A 15,994-nucleotide genomic window follows, 5' to 3' on the forward strand; every position below is an offset into this window, starting at 1 on the left:
TGTGGCGATAAATTCATTATTTAGGAGACCTATCGTGACAACGATATCATCGATTACCTTGCCAATATCGGCGTCAACATCAACCCCTTCAGCCACCGGCGACAGTGCCGAGCCTCCCTTTTCGTCGGTATTTTCATCGATGCTTAACGGTATGAGTCAGTACCAAGATCATGCGGCGCAACAAGTGCGGGATGTCGAATTAGGACAAAGCGAGGTAGGTATCAATGACTTGATGGTCTCCATACAAAAAGCCACTGTGTCATTACAACTTGGCGTGCAAGTGCGTAATAAAATGATTGCGGCTTATAACGAAGTGATGAATATGTCGGTATAGGTATGGTAACTCACTGATTAATATGGTTATGTTTTGACCATTTTTAATGTGTGGGGCACTGACGGGGAAAAGTCGTTTAATTCGGGGTTCTCATGCGCGACATCTTTTCGTAGTTGTTAATCGGCGTGACCGTTTTAGGAATGATGTCGTTTCAAGCAGTGAAATCAGGCCCATAGCTGGGCCTGACGTGTTTTACGGTTCGTGGGACTGATGTTCAACAGAACCTGTATGATCTTTTTGCATATCCATACGAATTTGCGCATGACTCAGTAGGGCAAAAATAAAGGTTCCACCGCAAATATTTCCTAATAAGGTTGGAATAGCAAAAGGCCAAACAAAAGATTGCCAGGGTAGCGCGCCAGTAAAAACCAGATAAAGCACTTCAATAGTACCTACCACGATATGAGTCGTATCTGCCACAGCGATCAACCAGGTCATAAACAGGATCACTAAAATCTTGGCATTACCTGCTGAGGGCAGCATCCACACCATGGTAGCGACAATCCAACCCGACACGACGGCTTTCGCGAACATCTGCGTAGGCGTATTTTCCATCACCTTCATACCGATTTCGTGGAAGGCATGTTGAATGGAGGGGTCAAATACTGGCATATAACCAAATGCCCAAGCTGCAATAGCGGTTCCAATCAAGTTCCCTAACAACACCACAGCCCATAGCCTGAGCAGCAGTAAAATATTATTAGCAGTGGGTTTCTGCATGACAGATAGCACTGGGGTAATGGTATTCTCAGTGAAGAGTTGCTGGTGGGCCATGATGACAATGATAAAGCCAAAGGTGTAGCCTATGCTCTCGATCAGCATGCTGCCTGAAAAATGCCCCAACTCTGCGTGAAAAATCCCTTTAGCCAGCAACGAAGCACTCATCGATAGTCCTGCTGCAATTGCAGACCACAGTAATGCCCAGATATCCCGTTCCAGCTCCTTTTCACCCTCTTGGCGAATATGCTCATGAGTCGCCATGGCTTGAGAGGGCAGATCCTCCTCATTCAGTTCGATATCATCATCCAGTTTGTTTTCTTCATTCTCTCGCTGTTGAGAAAAAGGGTCATTTTTTTGATTCATCGGCTTTGCCCAGAAAATAGCGTAGTACTTCAAGCCTAGCATCGTTTAGCCAAATTGCTGTATTAAAGAGAGAAATGGAGAGTTTTTTCAACTGAATAACAATGAGAGTGGTTGAGAGCAATCTATGAAATGATCAGTGCTCTCTTGGCGGATGGAGTGTGTTAGATCAATAAGGCTAGGTTCTATTCGAACCACGTACCCTGGCAATACTCGTTAATCACTGTTCATTAGGGCGACAGGGGATGATTGTACAACTTAACCAAAGCGTTATTAACAATTAGGGTAGAAAGCGCCAGAAGGCGTTCTTCATCTTGTTCGTTATAAATACGGTAGGAATAAAGCTCGACAATTTGAATATCGACAATGTCCACCTCGAAAAAGGGGGCGAGGAACGCGATTTTTGTCATATGCGATCTCCTTCAAGCAGGCAAAGGGTCATTGACACCTCAATCCAAACAGAATGATAAAGGGGGCATCTCTACTTCTTAACTTCTTACGGAAGAGATGAATTAAGTATAGTGTATTGTCGGCCAGCTAAATGAGAAGTTAACACTGGAATGATATTTTCTCGATCTAGGTGTAGTTTTTTCGAGAAAATAATATTCTGTTCATCGTAGAAACGAGATTTGAACGGGAGCGTTAGGCTATCGTCATAGGTCTCGTGGTGAATGATTATTTGCTTGAGGCCCCTTACATAAATCTTACGACGGGTTTTATTTTGGGCAAAAAAAACCCGCCTAACGGCGGGAAAAGTTTTATTGCAGTTTTCAGGATGTAACAGCATTGAGGTGCTATACCTATTAAGACTTACGATTTTTGATTAAGTTCACAAGTTTTTTTCGAAAAAATCACGATCCTGGCAAATAAGCCCCACTGGCGATAAACCAAATCAGTAACGCAATGCCCGCAACAATGATCGCCACAGGAAAAAGATAGCCTAATTTCATAATGACGCTTTCTCTGGTTGGTAAAAATACCCATTATCCCACTCTATGACGCCTAGGCAATCCCAAACAGCCAGATAATGGCAGTAAAGTCGCTAAGATTAATACCCGCGGGCTGATCCCGCTGGACGTCTGACGTCATTCGCACCATACAGATAGCCTAGTCTGACGTTACCTGATACTGCGCTATCGTTACCCGAAGTAGGTGTTCCTACGCCCGCAGCACCCGGTAACCCAACCATAATCAGTTCTGCAGCCCCCCAAGGCGTTTGTTCTACGGTGCGATAGCCCATGTTACTGAGGACATTAAGCGTATCGGCGGAGAGACCATTTTTCTCGTAGTACACCTCATCTGGATACCACTGGTGGTGGATCCTTGGCGCATCAACGGCTTCTTGGGGTTTCATACCAAAATCGATAATATTCAGCGCCGTCTCTAAGGTGATAGTGATGATCCGCGACCCCCCAGGCGAGCCCAGTACGAGGAATATTTTACCGTCTTTAGTGACCAAGGTCGGGCTCATGGAAGAGAGGGGACGCTTACCGGGTGCGATACTGTTAGCAGTACCCTGAACTAATCCGTAAAGGTTTTTAGCGCCAATTTTGGTCGTAAAATCATCCATCTCGTCATTCATCAAAACCCCAGTGCCTGGTGCCATCACCACAGCACCGAAGCGCCCGTTGACGGTATAGGTGGTCGACACGGCATTACCATAATGATCAACGATGGAGTAATGGGTGGTTTCAGGTTTTTCACCGGTGACAACTAGCGGTTTGATTTGCGTTGAAGGGGTCGCTTTATCTTTTTGAATTTTGTCGCGTAAGGAGGCGGCGTACTGTTTATCCATTAACTTGGTAATAGGGTTTTGTACAAAAGCAGGGTCGCCTAAATAGGTATTCCTGTCTGCATAGCTGAAGCGAAGCGCTTCGGATAGGGTATGGATCATCGCGGCGGAGTTAACGCCCATGGATTTAAGATCATAGCCCTCTAAAATATTTAATGTTTCACAGAGTGTCACACCGCCAGAGCTAGGAGGGGGAGCTGAAACAAAGGTATAGCCGCGATAAGTGCAGGTGAGAGGAGTCAGTTCGGTAGCGTGATACTGCGCAAAATCTTGCGCAGTAATGATGCCGCCGCCCGATTTTGAGGCTTGTTCGACTGCTTTGGGGAATTGGCCATGATAGAAGGCATCAGGTCCATCTTTCGCAATTCGCGATAACGTACGTGCGAGATCGGTTTGTCGTAAACGGTCTCCGGGTTGTAACGGACTTCCGTTTGGACGTAAAAAGATTTTTGCTACCGTAGGGTCTTGTTTAAAATGCGCCACAGTGGTGTCAAGAATATCGGTATCCGCTCGGGTTAAGATAAACCCGTCCTTGGCTAATTTGATGGCAGGCGCCATCACCGCTTGCCGACTTAATTTTCCATATTGACGGCGAGCCATCTCCATTCCCATCACTGTACCCGGCACCCCCGTGGCTTTCCAACCATAGAGACTGCTACCGGCAATAAGATCCCCTTGAGGAGTTTGATACATCGCTGCCGTGGCTGCGGCCGGTGCCATCTCACGGAAATTAATAAAGGTGTCTTTACCATTTGCCAAATGGATGGTCATAAAACCCCCTCCACCAATATTACCACAGCAAGGATTGACCACGGCTTGTGCATACCCAACCGCCACCGCGGCATCAATCGCGTTTCCCCCTTGTTTGAGAATATCGATACCGACTTGTGTGGCGAGATCTTGGGAGGTGACGACCATTCCATTTTTTGCTTCGACCGCGGGCGCCGAAGCGGCTTGTACGAAGGGGATTGGGGATAAAATAAATAGGGCAAGGGCGGAAAGTGTGTAGTTCCTTAACATTAAACGGTACCTTTTTGATTATTTCCTTCTACCATAACCTGATCAGATAAAAACGCCAGTCATTCAATAGGCTACCATAAGTAAAAACGATATCTGTGATGGCGCTAAAAAAAGCTTCATCATTACTGGCGTTGTGGCCTAGCAATCTTTATCATAAGTACCCTTTTATTCGCTATTTTTTGACACGCTGAGAGTTTATTGAGCGAGGTTTATCGTGTTTGCAGAGTATGGTGTGCTAAATTTTTGGACCTATGTCGCAGGAGCTATTTTTTTAGTTCTGATCCCAGGCCCCAATACGCTTTTTGTCTTGAAGAATAGTCTGAGTCGAGGGGTTAAGAGCGGTTACCAAGCGGCACTGGCAGTCTTTATTGGTGATGCAGTGTTGATGTTTTTAGCCTATGCAGGGGTCGCAACCTTGATTAATACCACACCGGTCTTATTCAATGTTGTTCGTTATCTCGGTGCGGGGTATTTACTTTGGCTTGGCATTAAGATGCTCTATACCACCTTTAGCCACCGTGAACAGGTCGTCATTGAGCAGCGTAAGAAAGACCGTGGGGCAGTATTCAAGCGTGCATTGGTGCTAAGCCTGACCAATCCCAAAGCGATATTATTCTATGTGTCGTTCTTCGTGCAATTTATCGACGTCAAGAGCGCCCATCCGGGCGTGGCATTCTTCATTTTGGCTACGGTGTTAGAAATCGCAAGTTTCTGCTATTTAAGTTTACTGATTTTCGGTGGTGCATCGCTAACCCGCATTATCGGTACACGCCAGCATTTAGCTAAGGTGGGGAACTCGATGGTAGGCCTGCTATTTCTTGGATTTGCAGCCCGTCTCGCCACCATGCAGTGATAAAAAAAGCCCACACTGAGGTGACCCCGATAGTTGGATAACCTATTATCGGGGATTTTTTTACTATAAATGGTTCTTTTCGCAGAACTCTTCCCATGTCATCCCTAACGCCTCGGCGTGACTGCGCAGATAACTTTCAATCGCTTGTGCAGCGACCGCATTATCAGTTTCGACTAATTGGATGGAAAAGATAATTCCATCTAACTGTTTTTGACGAATAAATGCGGCGTAAATACGCTCGGCATGGAGATTGCGGAGTTGTTCGATAGTCATTCCATTGTCACGGGCATCTTTTTCAGTGACTTCATCTAGCGCAACTTGAAAATCAGGGTGTGCGGAGAAAAAAATATCGCGGGCTTGTGCGTAGTATTGTTCTGGGGTTTTCATCAAAGGGCTCTAGCTTTTGTAAGAATCTGAATCAATTATACCCGTTTCAGGCACAGATGTCAGTGGAAGTCCTTCGCTAGCTTGCATTGTGCTATAGAAACATTATACCTTAGCGCCAGAAAAACTCTGTAGGGATGCCATATGAAAACTCGATTATTACTGCCTCTTTTCGTGCTTGCCGGTTGTAGTCCGATTACTAATTATCAAACTATCGTCAAGACCCCAGCGCCGCAATCCCTAGCAGGTGTATGGCGGACATCAGGCCCGCAATCGGGATTGGTCAGTAAGGATGCTGTGGGCTATTTGATCATTGACCAGGCGGGTAATACCTTAGACTGTCGTCAATGGCAACGGGTGATTGCTAAACCAGGGAAATTGAGCCGGATAGATGACCAATGGGTAAATGTTAACCACCAAGTAAGAATCATGCCGTTAAAGCGTGAAGACGGTATGCTGCATTATGATCGGCTAACCTTAGTTAAGGTTTCCTCCGCGAGTGAAGAGTGTCAAAAAGCCCTCGCCGAAGCAAAGGCTCAGCCTCATGCAGAAACAATTCAAAATATCGAGATTAACGGTCAATAATCATCTTTTTGGACGAAGTTATCCCGCATGATAGGCATGACTGATTTTATCTTCTGTCACTTGCTCTATCCGCGTTTTAACATCTCTCTGTAATTGATGGAGAGATGTTTCCACGCTATCCTGGGCCGCCAATAACTGCTTAACTACGCCCTCATTCTCGATCTTCCCCAATTGCATAATCGATTGCGAATAAGCTTCTGTCATCGGCAGTAACGCGACGAAATCCTTTACGGCAACCGCATGCTGGATCTTATCGAGCAGGTCAAGACTCTGCTGAACTTCAGGTAACACCACCATTGCTTTTATCCCTCTTGGATGAGTGCTTGTTGCCAAGCATCGGCAATTGTCTTGAGTAACTCATGGCAATGGCCGAGTTTAGCGCGATCATTATGGAGATTGGCCAACATTAATTGCTGCACGACATAATGAAACAATGACAGGAGTTGTCCAGCCAGGGGCTCCTCAGCATAAGGTTCAATGGCCTGTATTAAGCCGGTGTCTATGATGGAGACCGCTTTAGCTATCATATTACCCTTATTAATGATGTCATCATTCTCCATCAATATGGTCGCCCGTGATAAGGCGTTGAGTACTCCTTCGAATAACAAGGTCGTCAATTGATGTTGACTCGCACTCAATACTGCGCTCTCAAGTCCTACTTGTGCATAAACATTTGCCAGTTGATGTTTATTCATTGAGATAACCTTAGTCGGAAGAGGTTGAGAATTGTGATTTCAAGTACTCTTTGGTCCCATTCATTTGTGCGAGTGTTTTATTTAGTTGCGTGAATTGCGTCTTATACCGCGCCATGGTTGCATCGATACGCGCTTGTTGTTGGTCATAACGATCCTCTAATTTACCGTAAGCGTCATTCAAGGCATTGACGGCAGAAGTGAGCGTGCCTTTTTGTGAATAGCTATCGCTGAGAATATTGTTGAGGGTATTATTGGCTACTGTACTGAAGCCAGTTGTTTTTCCATCGCCTACGAAGAAGTTGTATACGGCTTGCGGAGTAGAGGTTAACGTCGCGGTAAGTTTATCCTCATCGATATTTAATGTGCCTACACTCCCATCCGCCCCTTTAATAGTGTTCTGGGTAATTCCCAATTCAGCCATAATCGTCAGCGTACCAGATTGTTTCGTATTTAATACGGCTCGCAACTGATTTTGAATATCGCGTACTGTCCCATTGCCAATCAGTGGGCCATTACTGCTGGTATCTGTCGATAATCCACCGCTCCCCGCAAACTTTGTAAGATTGGCGACGACTGACTGTACATTGTTATACGCAGTGACCCATGCTTTGACGTTTTTCACAGTATCTGCCGTGTTATTTCCGATCTCTAAACGTTCACCTTCAGTGGAGACGGAATTTAACGTTAAGGTCACGCCGTAGGGGGCATCAATAACGGTGTTGGAGGCACTTTGGACGTCAATCCCATTCACAGATAATAATGCATCTTGACCTGCTGCGGACTGCTGCATTCCGGTTGATGTCGAAGATCCGTCGTAGCCAATTAATGCCTGCAGTGCGTCATCGCCGGATACACTTATTTTTATTGTGTTATCAGCACCCGTCTGCTTACCGGTAATGGAGAGATAATACTCCCCGTCGTTAGACTTAATACTGGTCGCAACGACGCCGGCACCACTTTTATTGATGGCATTAACAATACCGTTTAAGCTGGTGTCACCATCCTCCAGCGCGATGGTCACCGGCTCACCGCTTCCGGTTGAGAGACTAATTGTTCTGCCTTGCGCACCGGCTGTGCCTAAGGGCTTTTGATTACTGCTAATTTTACTGGAAAGTAAACTTTGTGCGGTGGCCAGTTGTTTTACATTCACTTGGTAAGAGCCGACACTCGCATTGCTGTTACTCTTGGCGGTGAAAGAGGTGTTGTTACTGACAACACTGGTTGCGTTTAATGCCGAGACTGTACTTAAATTCTTTGTTGCTTGTTGCAAGGCTTCTAAAGCACTGCGTAACTGACCAAATGCCGATACTTGACTCTTAACTGTTGTTGCTTGTTGAGTAATTGGCGCTAAGCTCTGTTTTTCGACTGTCTCTAATTTAGTATAGAGAGCATCAAGATCGTAAGCACTACTTCCAATATTTAAATCACTTATCGCTGACATAATTTCCCTTATTTCTTACAGAATGTAAGTCTTTATCGGCAATACAGCGAAAAGAGTTAGTGGCGATAAATTAATTTTACACTGCTTGTAAAGTTCATTCTTCACCCGCCGATATTCCCTTTGACCACGTACTGATACGCAGTGCGTACCATTAACTAAGAGCAAAGGAACTGAATATGGCTGTTATTAATACCAACATCATGTCTCTCACCACACAAAATAACCTGAATAAATCACAATCAGCGTTGGGAACGGCGATCGAACGTCTCTCCTCTGGGCTGCGTATTAATAGTGCTAAAGATGATGCCGCAGGATCTGCTATCGCGAACCGTATGTCTTCTAATATTCGTGGATTAACGCAAGCCTCACGTAATGCGACCGATGGCATTTCACTGGCGCAAACCGCTGAAGGTGCGCTAAACGAAATGAACTCAAACTTACAACGTATTCGTGAACTGACCGTTCAAGCGAAAAATGGTACTAACAGTGCTGAAGACGTCAAGTCTATCCAAGCGGAGGTCGATGCGCGTTTAGCTGAAATTACGCGTATCGGTACGGCAACCACCTTTAACAACATCAAACTGTTCGACAGCTCACAAAGCATCAATATTCAAGTAGGTGCTAATGATGATGCCGGAGCAAACGTCATTTCTATTTCACTGAGCGATGATGGATTTAAATCTAGCGAACTGGGCGCAGCGTTCAGTGTGAGTGGTGATGATGGCAAAGGTGGTGGCGACGCGTCATTAGCAGAAATCGATAAGCGTATTGCTGCGGTTGACTCCGCACGTAGTAGCTTAGGTGCAATTCAAAACCGTTTTGAATCAACGATTAATAACCTTAACACTACCGTTAATAACTTAAGTGCTTCTCAATCTCGTATTCAAGATGCGGATTATGCGACTGAAGTGTCAAGTATGTCTCGTGCACAGATCCTACAACAAGCGGGTACCTCAGTATTAGCGAAAGCCAACCAAGTTCCGCAAACAGTATTGTCTCTGTTACAAGGCTAATAAACACTGAGTGACGTGTTAACACGTCTAGAAGTATAAGTGCTGACGGCTCGAATTCCTCATGGATTCGGGCCGTTGGTACGCCACAACTGCTTAAAAGTTAAGACCTCCTCGTACACAAAATCTTCTTCACAAGCTCATCGTAAAACGGTGTTTTTTTCCTGCGATAAGAAATGGTTCTTAGACTCGATAATATCCAGTATGAATAAATTGAGAGATAGGAAATGCACAGTGGAGTGTCTATATAATCAAGAAGGGCTGCAGAGCGAGGCGATCGATTGGCCGCGATATTTACAATTAGTGCGGCATGAGGCCCTAAGACTGCAGGTTCGCCTGCCAGCTAGTGTCGACCTCGACGATTTAATCCAAGCCGGCGCTATGGGCTTGATGAATGCGATATCGCGATTTGATGTGCAACAAGGTACTGCTTTTACAACCTATGCGGCACAGCGTATTCGGGGAGCGATGCTTGATGAATTGCGTAATCTTGATTGGGCACCGCGACGAGTCAGACGTGATGCCCGGAGTGTTGCCGCCGCAATCGCTAAAATTGAGCAGCAAACCGGCTGTAATGCGACGGAAAAAGAGATTATTTCAACGTTGGATATCAGCCAGAAAGAGTATCGCACTATCCTGATGGAGACGAATAATAGCCAGCTCTTTTCGTTAGACAATCTCTATGAAGATCATAGCGATGCCGCCGACCAATTTTTTGCTGTAATGGAAGACCAGAACCCACTTGATTCACTTATTGATCAAGATTTGCGTCAACAAATTATTGCGGCGATCTCTTTCCTTCCAGAACGAGAGCAACAGGTTCTCAGTCTTTATTATCAGGATGAGTTGAATTTAAAAGAGATTGGTGCGGCGTTGGGAGTGGGTGAGTCGCGGGTCAGTCAAATCCATAGTCAAGCGATCAAAAGGCTGAGTAGTCGATTACGCGAATAAGCAAGGCATGGGGACATGCCTTGCTTGTTTATTATCGATTAACCAATCGTCATTAAGCTAGCATTTCCCCCTGCTGCAGCCGTATTGATGCTTACTGAACGCTCAAATAAAAAACGCTCCAACGCAATGTTTGTTTCACCCTGATCATAACTTTGAACGATAGCAATTGGCCCCGAACGTTCGGCGACTTGTTGACACAACGCGGCGAGCTGATCGGTATCTCCATGATAAATGACTGCATCGTAGCGATCACTAATGGCCTGTGCGGATAGGTCAACACAGTTACGTACCGCATCCGGTAATGTGGCAAGTAGCTGACGGTGCTCAGTATCATCGGGCCACAGCGCACGACTGCTGCAAGCGGTCACGGCAGCTAATTGAATTAACCGATCTGAGGCCTGTTTAGCGATACAGAGTACGCGGGCACGAGGCAGTAATTGATAGGTGTTACGCTCGCCAGTAGGACCCGGTAACAAGGCTATACGGTTCGATACCGTGGTATCACGATATGTCTCACAAGCTTGCGCTAAGACGCTATGTTGATTCTGTTCGGCCCACAGCTGTAGTGCACTGACTGGCGCAACATCAGAAGGTTGATCAGCAGTGGAATGGAGCGGTAATCGTGACAGTGTCACTTTAGAGGCGTTATTTGGCGCACTCGATAGTAAGCGGGTGAGATAGAGCGGACCACCCGCTTTGGGGCCGGTGCCGGATAATCCTTCGCCGCCAAAAGGTTGAACGCCGACGACCGCACCGACCATATTCCGGTTTACGTAGAGGTTTCCTGCATGCATACGCTCAGTCGCCAAGCTAATGGTCTCATCGATACGACTGTGGACACCGAAGGTCAGTCCGTAACCTAATTGATTAATGTCAGACAACAAACGAGATAGATTTTTACTGTTGTAGCGTACCACATGTAACACTGGGCCAAAGATTTCACGGGTTAACTCTGCAACAGAGTTGAGTTCAATCAATGTCGGACGAACAAAGGTTCCTTGGGAGAGGATGTGAGCGTCGCTCTCTCCATGCCAGCTGAATTGCGTGACTGTAAAGCCGCGTTGCTGCATATCGTCAATATGGTTGACAATGTTATTACGGGCTTCTTCATCGATTACAGGGCCTATATCTGTGGTCAGTAATTCCGGATTACCCACACGATACTCTGCCATCGCGCCGCGTAACATTTTTAAAGTATGATCAGCGATATCTTCTTGTAAACAGAGTAAACGTAAGGCTGAGCAACGTTGACCCGCGCTATCAAAGGCTGAGGCAACAATATCCACCACCACTTGTTCGGTGAGGGCTGATGAGTCGACGACCATTGCGTTAATGCCACCGGTTTCGGCGATTAACGGGATGGGACGGCCTTGCGGATCGAGGCGCTGTGCAAGTTGACGTTGTAAGAGGGTGGCGACCGCGGTTGACCCTGTAAACATCACGCCGCGCGTACGTTTATCTGCGACCAAACGGGCACCGACACGCTCACCATCACCCGGCAGGAATTGTAGAACGCCCCGGGGAATACCGGCTTCTAATAAGATTGAAACGGCTTGATAGGCAATTAATGGCGTTTGTTCAGCGGGTTTGGCCAGCACGGTATTCCCAGCGGCGAGCGCAGCAGCGACTTGACCGGTAAAGATTGCCAGTGGAAAATTCCATGGGCTAATACAGACGATGGGGCCAAGAGGACGATGTGTTTCGTTATCGAAATCTTGCGTGACTTGGTCAGCGTAGTAGGTTAAGAAGTCGACGGCTTCACGGACCTCAGCAATGGCATTTGCATAAGTTTTACCGGCTTCTCTTACTAATAGCCCCATCAATGTTTGTAACTGGCTTTCCATTAACATTGCGGCACGTTTTAGAATCACCGCACGTTCTTCAGAAGGTGTCGCAAACCAGATAGTACTTGCTTCATGGCTGGCATCCAACGCTAAATCGACTTGTGCTTCACTGGCGTTAATCACTTCACCCACGATATCTGTTAAGTAAGCAGGGTTACGTACCGGCTGTCCGGCCTCGTTCTCGCTCTCTACACCTAGAACCGGTTTAGCGACCCAAGCTTGCGAAGCGGTGGTTAAAAGGGCGCTTGAAAGTGAGGCTAATCGATGCTCATTAGCCATATCTAAGCCTGATGAGTTGGCACGGCTGCCATACAAGTCGCGAGGCAGAGGAATACGTGGGTGAGGAAGGCCAACTTGTCCTTCTTCGCGTGTAAAGGTATTAATCGTCGCAACGGGATCGACGATTAGATCTTCAACACTTAACGATTTATCGGCGACGCGGTTAACAAAGGAGGTGTTCGCGCCATTTTCTAGCAGACGACGGACTAAATAAGCGAGCAGGGTTTCGTGGGTGCCGACCGGGGCATAGATCCTGCATGGGCGGTTTAATTTCCCATCGGAAGTTTTTCCAACCACTTGATCATAAAGAGGCTCACCCATGCCATGCAGGCATTGGAATTCATACTGGCCAGGATAGTAGTTGTTACCGGCTAATTGATAGATCGTCGCTAAGCTGTGCGCATTGTGCGTGGCGAATTGCGGATAGATCAGATTGGGTGCCGCGAGTAGCTTTCTCGCACAGGCAATGTATGCCGCATCAGTATAAACCTTACGGGTATAAACAGGATAATCTTCAAGCCCTTCGACTTGCGCACGTTTGATCTCGCTATCCCAATAGGCCCCTTTCACCAGGCGGATCATTAGGCGGCGTTGACTGCGAGAAGCTAAATCGATTAACTCATCAATCACGAATGGACAGCGCTTTTGATAAGCTTGGATCACGAAGCCAATACCGTTCCAGCCAGCGAGTGCGGGTTCAAAACAGAGTTTCTCTAATAAGTCGAGAGAGAGTTCGAGACGGTCGGCTTCTTCCGCGTCAATATTGATACCAATGTCATACTCGCGTGCTAACAGCGTCAGTGACTTAAGAATAGGGTAGAGCTCTTCCATGACTCGGTCATAGTGAGCACGTTGGTAGCGTGGGTGTAGGGCCGAGAGTTTAATAGAGATGCCTGGACCTTCATAAATCCCACGACCATTAGACGCTTTACCAATAGCGTGAATCGCTTGTTGGTAGGAGTGTAAATAAGCTTTGGCATCCTCGGCGGTCAGAGCGGCTTCGCCCAGCATGTCGTATGAGTAACGGAAACCTTTGTCTTCCAGCTTACGGGCATTGGCTAAGGCTTCGGCAATTGATTCACCGGTCACAAATTGCTCGCCCATTAGGCGCATCGCCATATCGATGCCTTTACGAATTAACGGCTCACCGCTTTTACCAATAATACGGTTAAGGGAGCGCGACATATTCACTTCATTATGGGTCGAGACCAGTTTTCCGGTGACCAACAATCCCCAGGTCGCCGCATTGACAAACATGGAGTTGCTTTGTCCTAGGTGGGAGTACCAATCACCATGGCTAATTTTATCGCGGATCAGCGCATCACGCGTCGGCTTATCTGGAATACGCAGTAGCGCTTCAGCTAAGCACATCAAGGCGACACCCTCTTGAGACGAGAGGGAGAATTCTTGCAGAAGGCTTTGCACTAATCCTGAACGGCCACCTTGGTTTTTTTGAGTACGCAGTTTTTCGCTTAAGTGGAGGGCAAGGGCATGGACTTTCTCTGCAACCTCTGGACTCACTTTCGCTTGTTCAAGCACCATCGGCACCATATCCACTTCTGGACGACGCCATGCGGCGGTCACAGCAGAACGTTTGACGCTTTGTGGAAGTACGTGTTCGGCGAACTCTAAGAAAGGCTGGTAAGGCGTTGAAACGTCTGCAGTGTCATGGGCAGACGGCTCAGTTGATGAGACGGAAGCAGTAGGATAAATGGTTTCACCTGCTTCGACCTGCGCAAGGAGGTTAAAAATAGCCTGTTTAATAAGCCAGTGTGGGGTGCGGTCTATTTTTACCGCTGCACGCTTTAGTCGTTCGCGGGTTTCTTCATCAAGTTTCACGCCCATCGTGGTGTGTGCCATGCCAATTCCTCATCATAGAAGTCAATAAAAGGTTGCACCTTGACTATCGCTTGAGTTGCACCTTTAGCGCAACCCATTTATAGTAAAAAAGTGAACAAAATTAAATAAATGATAATTAGTAGTAGATTTATTTAAAATAAAAGCGCTTCTAAGTGCGATTTAGTTCAAATAAAACGCTTTGCAGCATAATAAAATTTGATCTAGATCCCTATTTTGTAAATCTTGAAGTGAATCCTCTAGCTTTTATGTTAAAAGTTTGTATGCGTTGCAACCGGCGGTGCAACTTTTATGCGTTAAAAGGTGGACGGCATCTATAAAAAAAATAATATCTTAATTAGGAAAACTCATTGATAATACTAATAAAATAGAGGATTAATCATGGTAAGTACTCCCTTGTTAGTGACGTTCTGTATCTATATTGCAGGAATGTTACTTATCGGTTTTATGGCATGGCGGTCGACAAAAAACTTTGACGATTTTATTTTGGGTGGCCGCAGTTTAGGTAGCGTAGTGACCGCATTGTCTGCGGGAGCTTCGGACATGAGTGGCTGGTTATTAATGGGATTACCTGGGGCGATTTTCCTTTCAGGGATTTCGGAAAGTTGGATAGCCATCGGTTTAGTGCTTGGTGCCTGGGTTAACTGGAAAATTATCGCGGGTCGTCTGCGAGTGCAAACTGAACATCACGGTAATGCTTTAACCCTTCCTGATTATTTCACTCACCGTTTTGAAGATCGCAGTAAAATTTTACGTGTGATTTCAGCCCTGATCATTCTCGTCTTTTTCACCATCTACTGTTCTTCAGGGATCGTCGCGGGTGCCCGACTTTTTGAAAGTACCTTCGGTATGGACTACACCACTGCTTTATGGGCGGGTGCCGCAGCAACTATCGCTTATACCTTTCTTGGCGGCTTTTTGGCGGTCAGTTGGACGGATACCGTACAAGCCAGCTTAATGATTTTCGCGCTGATTTTAACTCCGGTTATGGTCATTATGGCGGTCGGTGGCGTGGACACTTCGATAGAGGTGATCCGCCAAATTGATCCGCAGCGTTTGAATATCTTCAATAATCTTAGCGTGGTTGCCATTATCTCATTACTGGGGTGGGGCTTAGGCTATTTTGGCCAGCCTCATATTTTAGCGCGCTTTATGGCCGCAGATTCTCACCACTCTATGCACAGCGCTCGTCGTATTGGCATGACGTGGATGATCCTCTGCTTGGTAGGAACGGTAGCGGTCGGTTTCTTCGGCATTGCCTACTTTGCTGATAACCCCTCACAAGCAGCAGAAGTCAACGGTAACAGTGAGCGTATTTTCATTGAGTTAACGCGTATTCTGTTCAACCCTTGGATCGCCGGTATTTTGCTTTCCGCTATTTTAGCTGCAGTGATGTCAACATTGAGTTGCCAACTATTAGTGTGTTCAAGTGCATTAACGGAAGACTTCTATAAAGGCTTTATCCGTAAGAATGCGGGACAGCTCGAGAAAGTATGGGTTGGGCGTCTAATGGTACTGATTGTTGCCCTTATCGCGATAGCCTTAGCCAGTAACCCTGACAACAAGGTGCTTAGACTGGTTAGCTATGCTTGGGCAGGATTTGGCGCTGCATTTGGGCCAGTGATTCTACTTAGTGTCTGTTGGTCAGGGATGAGCCGTAACGGGGCATTGGTCGGCATGATTGTCGGGACACTCACTGTGATCATTTGGAAACAGTTCGCGTGGTTTGGTCTCTATGAAATTATTCCAGGCTTCCTGTTCGCGACTGTCGCCATCGTCCTCGTCAGTTTATGTGGTAAGGGCCCTTCACAGCAAGTGCGTGACCGTTTTCATCATGCCAATCAAGAGTATTTAAAATAACTCTTAGTC

15 protein-coding genes are annotated in these 15,994 nt (G+C 46.5%); 6 read left to right on the forward strand and 9 right to left on the reverse strand.

Annotated features, from left to right (window positions below; all coding sequences use genetic code 11):
* The first annotated feature begins 34 nt into the window (after window positions 1–34).
* Complete coding sequence (fliE, locus tag HH682_RS00225) at window positions 35–334, forward strand: flagellar hook-basal body complex protein FliE (protein WP_338049281.1); 300 nt, start codon at window positions 35–37, stop codon at window positions 332–334.
* Window positions 335–526: 192 nt separating this feature from the next.
* Here the strand turns inward: fliE and HH682_RS00230 are convergent, their stop codons facing one another.
* From HH682_RS00230 to ggt, 4 genes are all read right to left on the reverse strand, one after another.
* Entirely contained in the window at window positions 527–1,417 is an 891-nt protein-coding gene (locus HH682_RS00230) for a formate/nitrite transporter family protein (RefSeq protein ID WP_214235105.1), read from the reverse strand.
* Window positions 1,418–1,644: 227 nt separating this feature from the next.
* A complete protein-coding gene (locus HH682_RS00235) occupies window positions 1,645–1,824 on the reverse strand; it encodes a hypothetical protein (RefSeq protein ID WP_214235107.1) in 180 nt (59 codons plus the stop codon).
* Between the two features lie 441 nt (window positions 1,825–2,265).
* The gene (locus tag HH682_RS00240; protein ID WP_214235109.1) at window positions 2,266–2,364 is read right to left on the reverse strand and encodes a YoaK family small membrane protein; all 99 of its coding nucleotides are present in this window, start codon (window positions 2,362–2,364) and stop codon (window positions 2,266–2,268) included.
* Between the two features lie 98 nt (window positions 2,365–2,462).
* A complete protein-coding gene (gene ggt / locus HH682_RS00245) occupies window positions 2,463–4,226 on the reverse strand; it encodes a gamma-glutamyltransferase (RefSeq protein WP_214235110.1) in 1,764 nt (587 codons plus the stop codon).
* A gap of 214 nt (window positions 4,227–4,440) precedes the next feature.
* Between ggt and leuE the strand changes: the two genes are divergently transcribed.
* Window positions 4,441–5,079: a leucine efflux protein LeuE gene (leuE, locus tag HH682_RS00250; protein WP_214235112.1), complete on the forward strand. Its 639-nt coding sequence runs from the start codon at window positions 4,441–4,443 to the stop codon at window positions 5,077–5,079.
* A 63-nt stretch (window positions 5,080–5,142) separates the two neighbouring features.
* On the opposite strand, the gene HH682_RS00255 is transcribed toward leuE, so the two are convergent.
* Window positions 5,143–5,466: a DUF6388 family protein gene (locus tag HH682_RS00255; protein ID WP_214235114.1), complete on the reverse strand. Its 324-nt coding sequence runs from the start codon at window positions 5,464–5,466 to the stop codon at window positions 5,143–5,145.
* Window positions 5,467–5,607: 141 nt separating this feature from the next.
* Here HH682_RS00255 and yedD point away from each other — a divergent pair, with 141 nt between their 5' ends.
* Window positions 5,608–6,048, forward strand: coding sequence for a lipoprotein YedD (gene yedD, locus HH682_RS00260; protein WP_214235116.1), 441 nt, complete (start codon window positions 5,608–5,610; stop codon window positions 6,046–6,048).
* Window positions 6,049–6,066: 18 nt separating this feature from the next.
* On the opposite strand, the gene HH682_RS00265 is transcribed toward yedD, so the two are convergent.
* The 3 genes from HH682_RS00265 to fliD are packed head-to-tail and all read right to left on the reverse strand — an operon-like array spanning window position 6,067 to window position 8,184.
* Window positions 6,067–6,345: a hypothetical protein gene (locus tag HH682_RS00265; RefSeq protein WP_214235118.1), complete on the reverse strand. Its 279-nt coding sequence runs from the start codon at window positions 6,343–6,345 to the stop codon at window positions 6,067–6,069.
* 5 nt (window positions 6,346–6,350) lie between these two features.
* The gene (fliS, locus tag HH682_RS00270; protein ID WP_214235120.1) at window positions 6,351–6,743 is read right to left on the reverse strand and encodes a flagellar export chaperone FliS; all 393 of its coding nucleotides are present in this window, start codon (window positions 6,741–6,743) and stop codon (window positions 6,351–6,353) included.
* Between the two features lie 10 nt (window positions 6,744–6,753).
* A complete protein-coding gene (gene fliD / locus HH682_RS00275; protein ID WP_214235122.1) occupies window positions 6,754–8,184 on the reverse strand; it encodes a flagellar filament capping protein FliD in 1,431 nt (476 codons plus the stop codon).
* A 176-nt stretch (window positions 8,185–8,360) separates the two neighbouring features.
* Here fliD and HH682_RS00280 point away from each other — a divergent pair, with 176 nt between their 5' ends.
* Together HH682_RS00280 and HH682_RS00285 are read left to right on the forward strand one after the other, a co-directional pair.
* The gene (locus HH682_RS00280; protein WP_214235124.1) at window positions 8,361–9,197 is read left to right on the forward strand and encodes a flagellin N-terminal helical domain-containing protein; all 837 of its coding nucleotides are present in this window, start codon (window positions 8,361–8,363) and stop codon (window positions 9,195–9,197) included.
* Between the two features lie 231 nt (window positions 9,198–9,428).
* The gene (locus tag HH682_RS00285; protein WP_338049282.1) at window positions 9,429–10,145 is read left to right on the forward strand and encodes an RNA polymerase sigma factor FliA; all 717 of its coding nucleotides are present in this window, start codon (window positions 9,429–9,431) and stop codon (window positions 10,143–10,145) included.
* A 38-nt stretch (window positions 10,146–10,183) separates the two neighbouring features.
* Here HH682_RS00285 and putA read toward each other — a convergent pair whose 3' ends face one another.
* Window positions 10,184–14,128: a trifunctional transcriptional regulator/proline dehydrogenase/L-glutamate gamma-semialdehyde dehydrogenase gene (gene putA, locus HH682_RS00290; protein ID WP_214235128.1), complete on the reverse strand. Its 3,945-nt coding sequence runs from the start codon at window positions 14,126–14,128 to the stop codon at window positions 10,184–10,186.
* A gap of 375 nt (window positions 14,129–14,503) precedes the next feature.
* Between putA and putP the strand changes: the two genes are divergently transcribed.
* Complete coding sequence (putP, locus tag HH682_RS00295; RefSeq protein WP_214235527.1) at window positions 14,504–15,985, forward strand: sodium/proline symporter PutP; 1,482 nt, start codon at window positions 14,504–14,506, stop codon at window positions 15,983–15,985.
* The last annotated feature ends 9 nt before the right edge of the window (window positions 15,986–15,994 follow it).

This window comes from Rosenbergiella gaditana, from assembly GCF_018494065.1.
Lineage (GTDB): Bacteria > Pseudomonadota > Gammaproteobacteria > Enterobacterales > Enterobacteriaceae > Rosenbergiella > Rosenbergiella gaditana.

Bases quoted from the DNA above. Each gene is read 5' to 3' on its own strand.
- HH682_RS00230 (WP_214235105.1), bottom strand. From the start codon at position 1,417: ATGAATCAAAAAAATGACCCTTTTTCTCAACAGCGAGAGAATGAAGAA.
- HH682_RS00235 (WP_214235107.1), bottom strand. From the start codon at position 1,824: ATGACAAAAATCGCGTTCCTCGCCCCCTTTTTCGAGGTGGACATTGTC.
- HH682_RS00240 (WP_214235109.1), bottom strand. From the start codon at position 2,364: ATGAAATTAGGCTATCTTTTTCCTGTGGCGATCATTGTTGCGGGCATT.
- ggt (WP_214235110.1), bottom strand. From the start codon at position 4,226: ATGTTAAGGAACTACACACTTTCCGCCCTTGCCCTATTTATTTTATCC.
- HH682_RS00255 (WP_214235114.1), bottom strand. From the start codon at position 5,466: ATGAAAACCCCAGAACAATACTACGCACAAGCCCGCGATATTTTTTTC.
- yedD (WP_214235116.1), top strand. From the start codon at position 5,608: ATGAAAACTCGATTATTACTGCCTCTTTTCGTGCTTGCCGGTTGTAGT.
- HH682_RS00265 (WP_214235118.1), bottom strand. From the start codon at position 6,345: ATGGTGGTGTTACCTGAAGTTCAGCAGAGTCTTGACCTGCTCGATAAG.
- fliS (WP_214235120.1), bottom strand. From the start codon at position 6,743: ATGAATAAACATCAACTGGCAAATGTTTATGCACAAGTAGGACTTGAG.
- fliD (WP_214235122.1), bottom strand. From the start codon at position 8,184: ATGTCAGCGATAAGTGATTTAAATATTGGAAGTAGTGCTTACGATCTT.
- HH682_RS00280 (WP_214235124.1), top strand. From the start codon at position 8,361: ATGGCTGTTATTAATACCAACATCATGTCTCTCACCACACAAAATAAC.
- putA (WP_214235128.1), bottom strand. From the start codon at position 14,128: ATGGCACACACCACGATGGGCGTGAAACTTGATGAAGAAACCCGCGAA.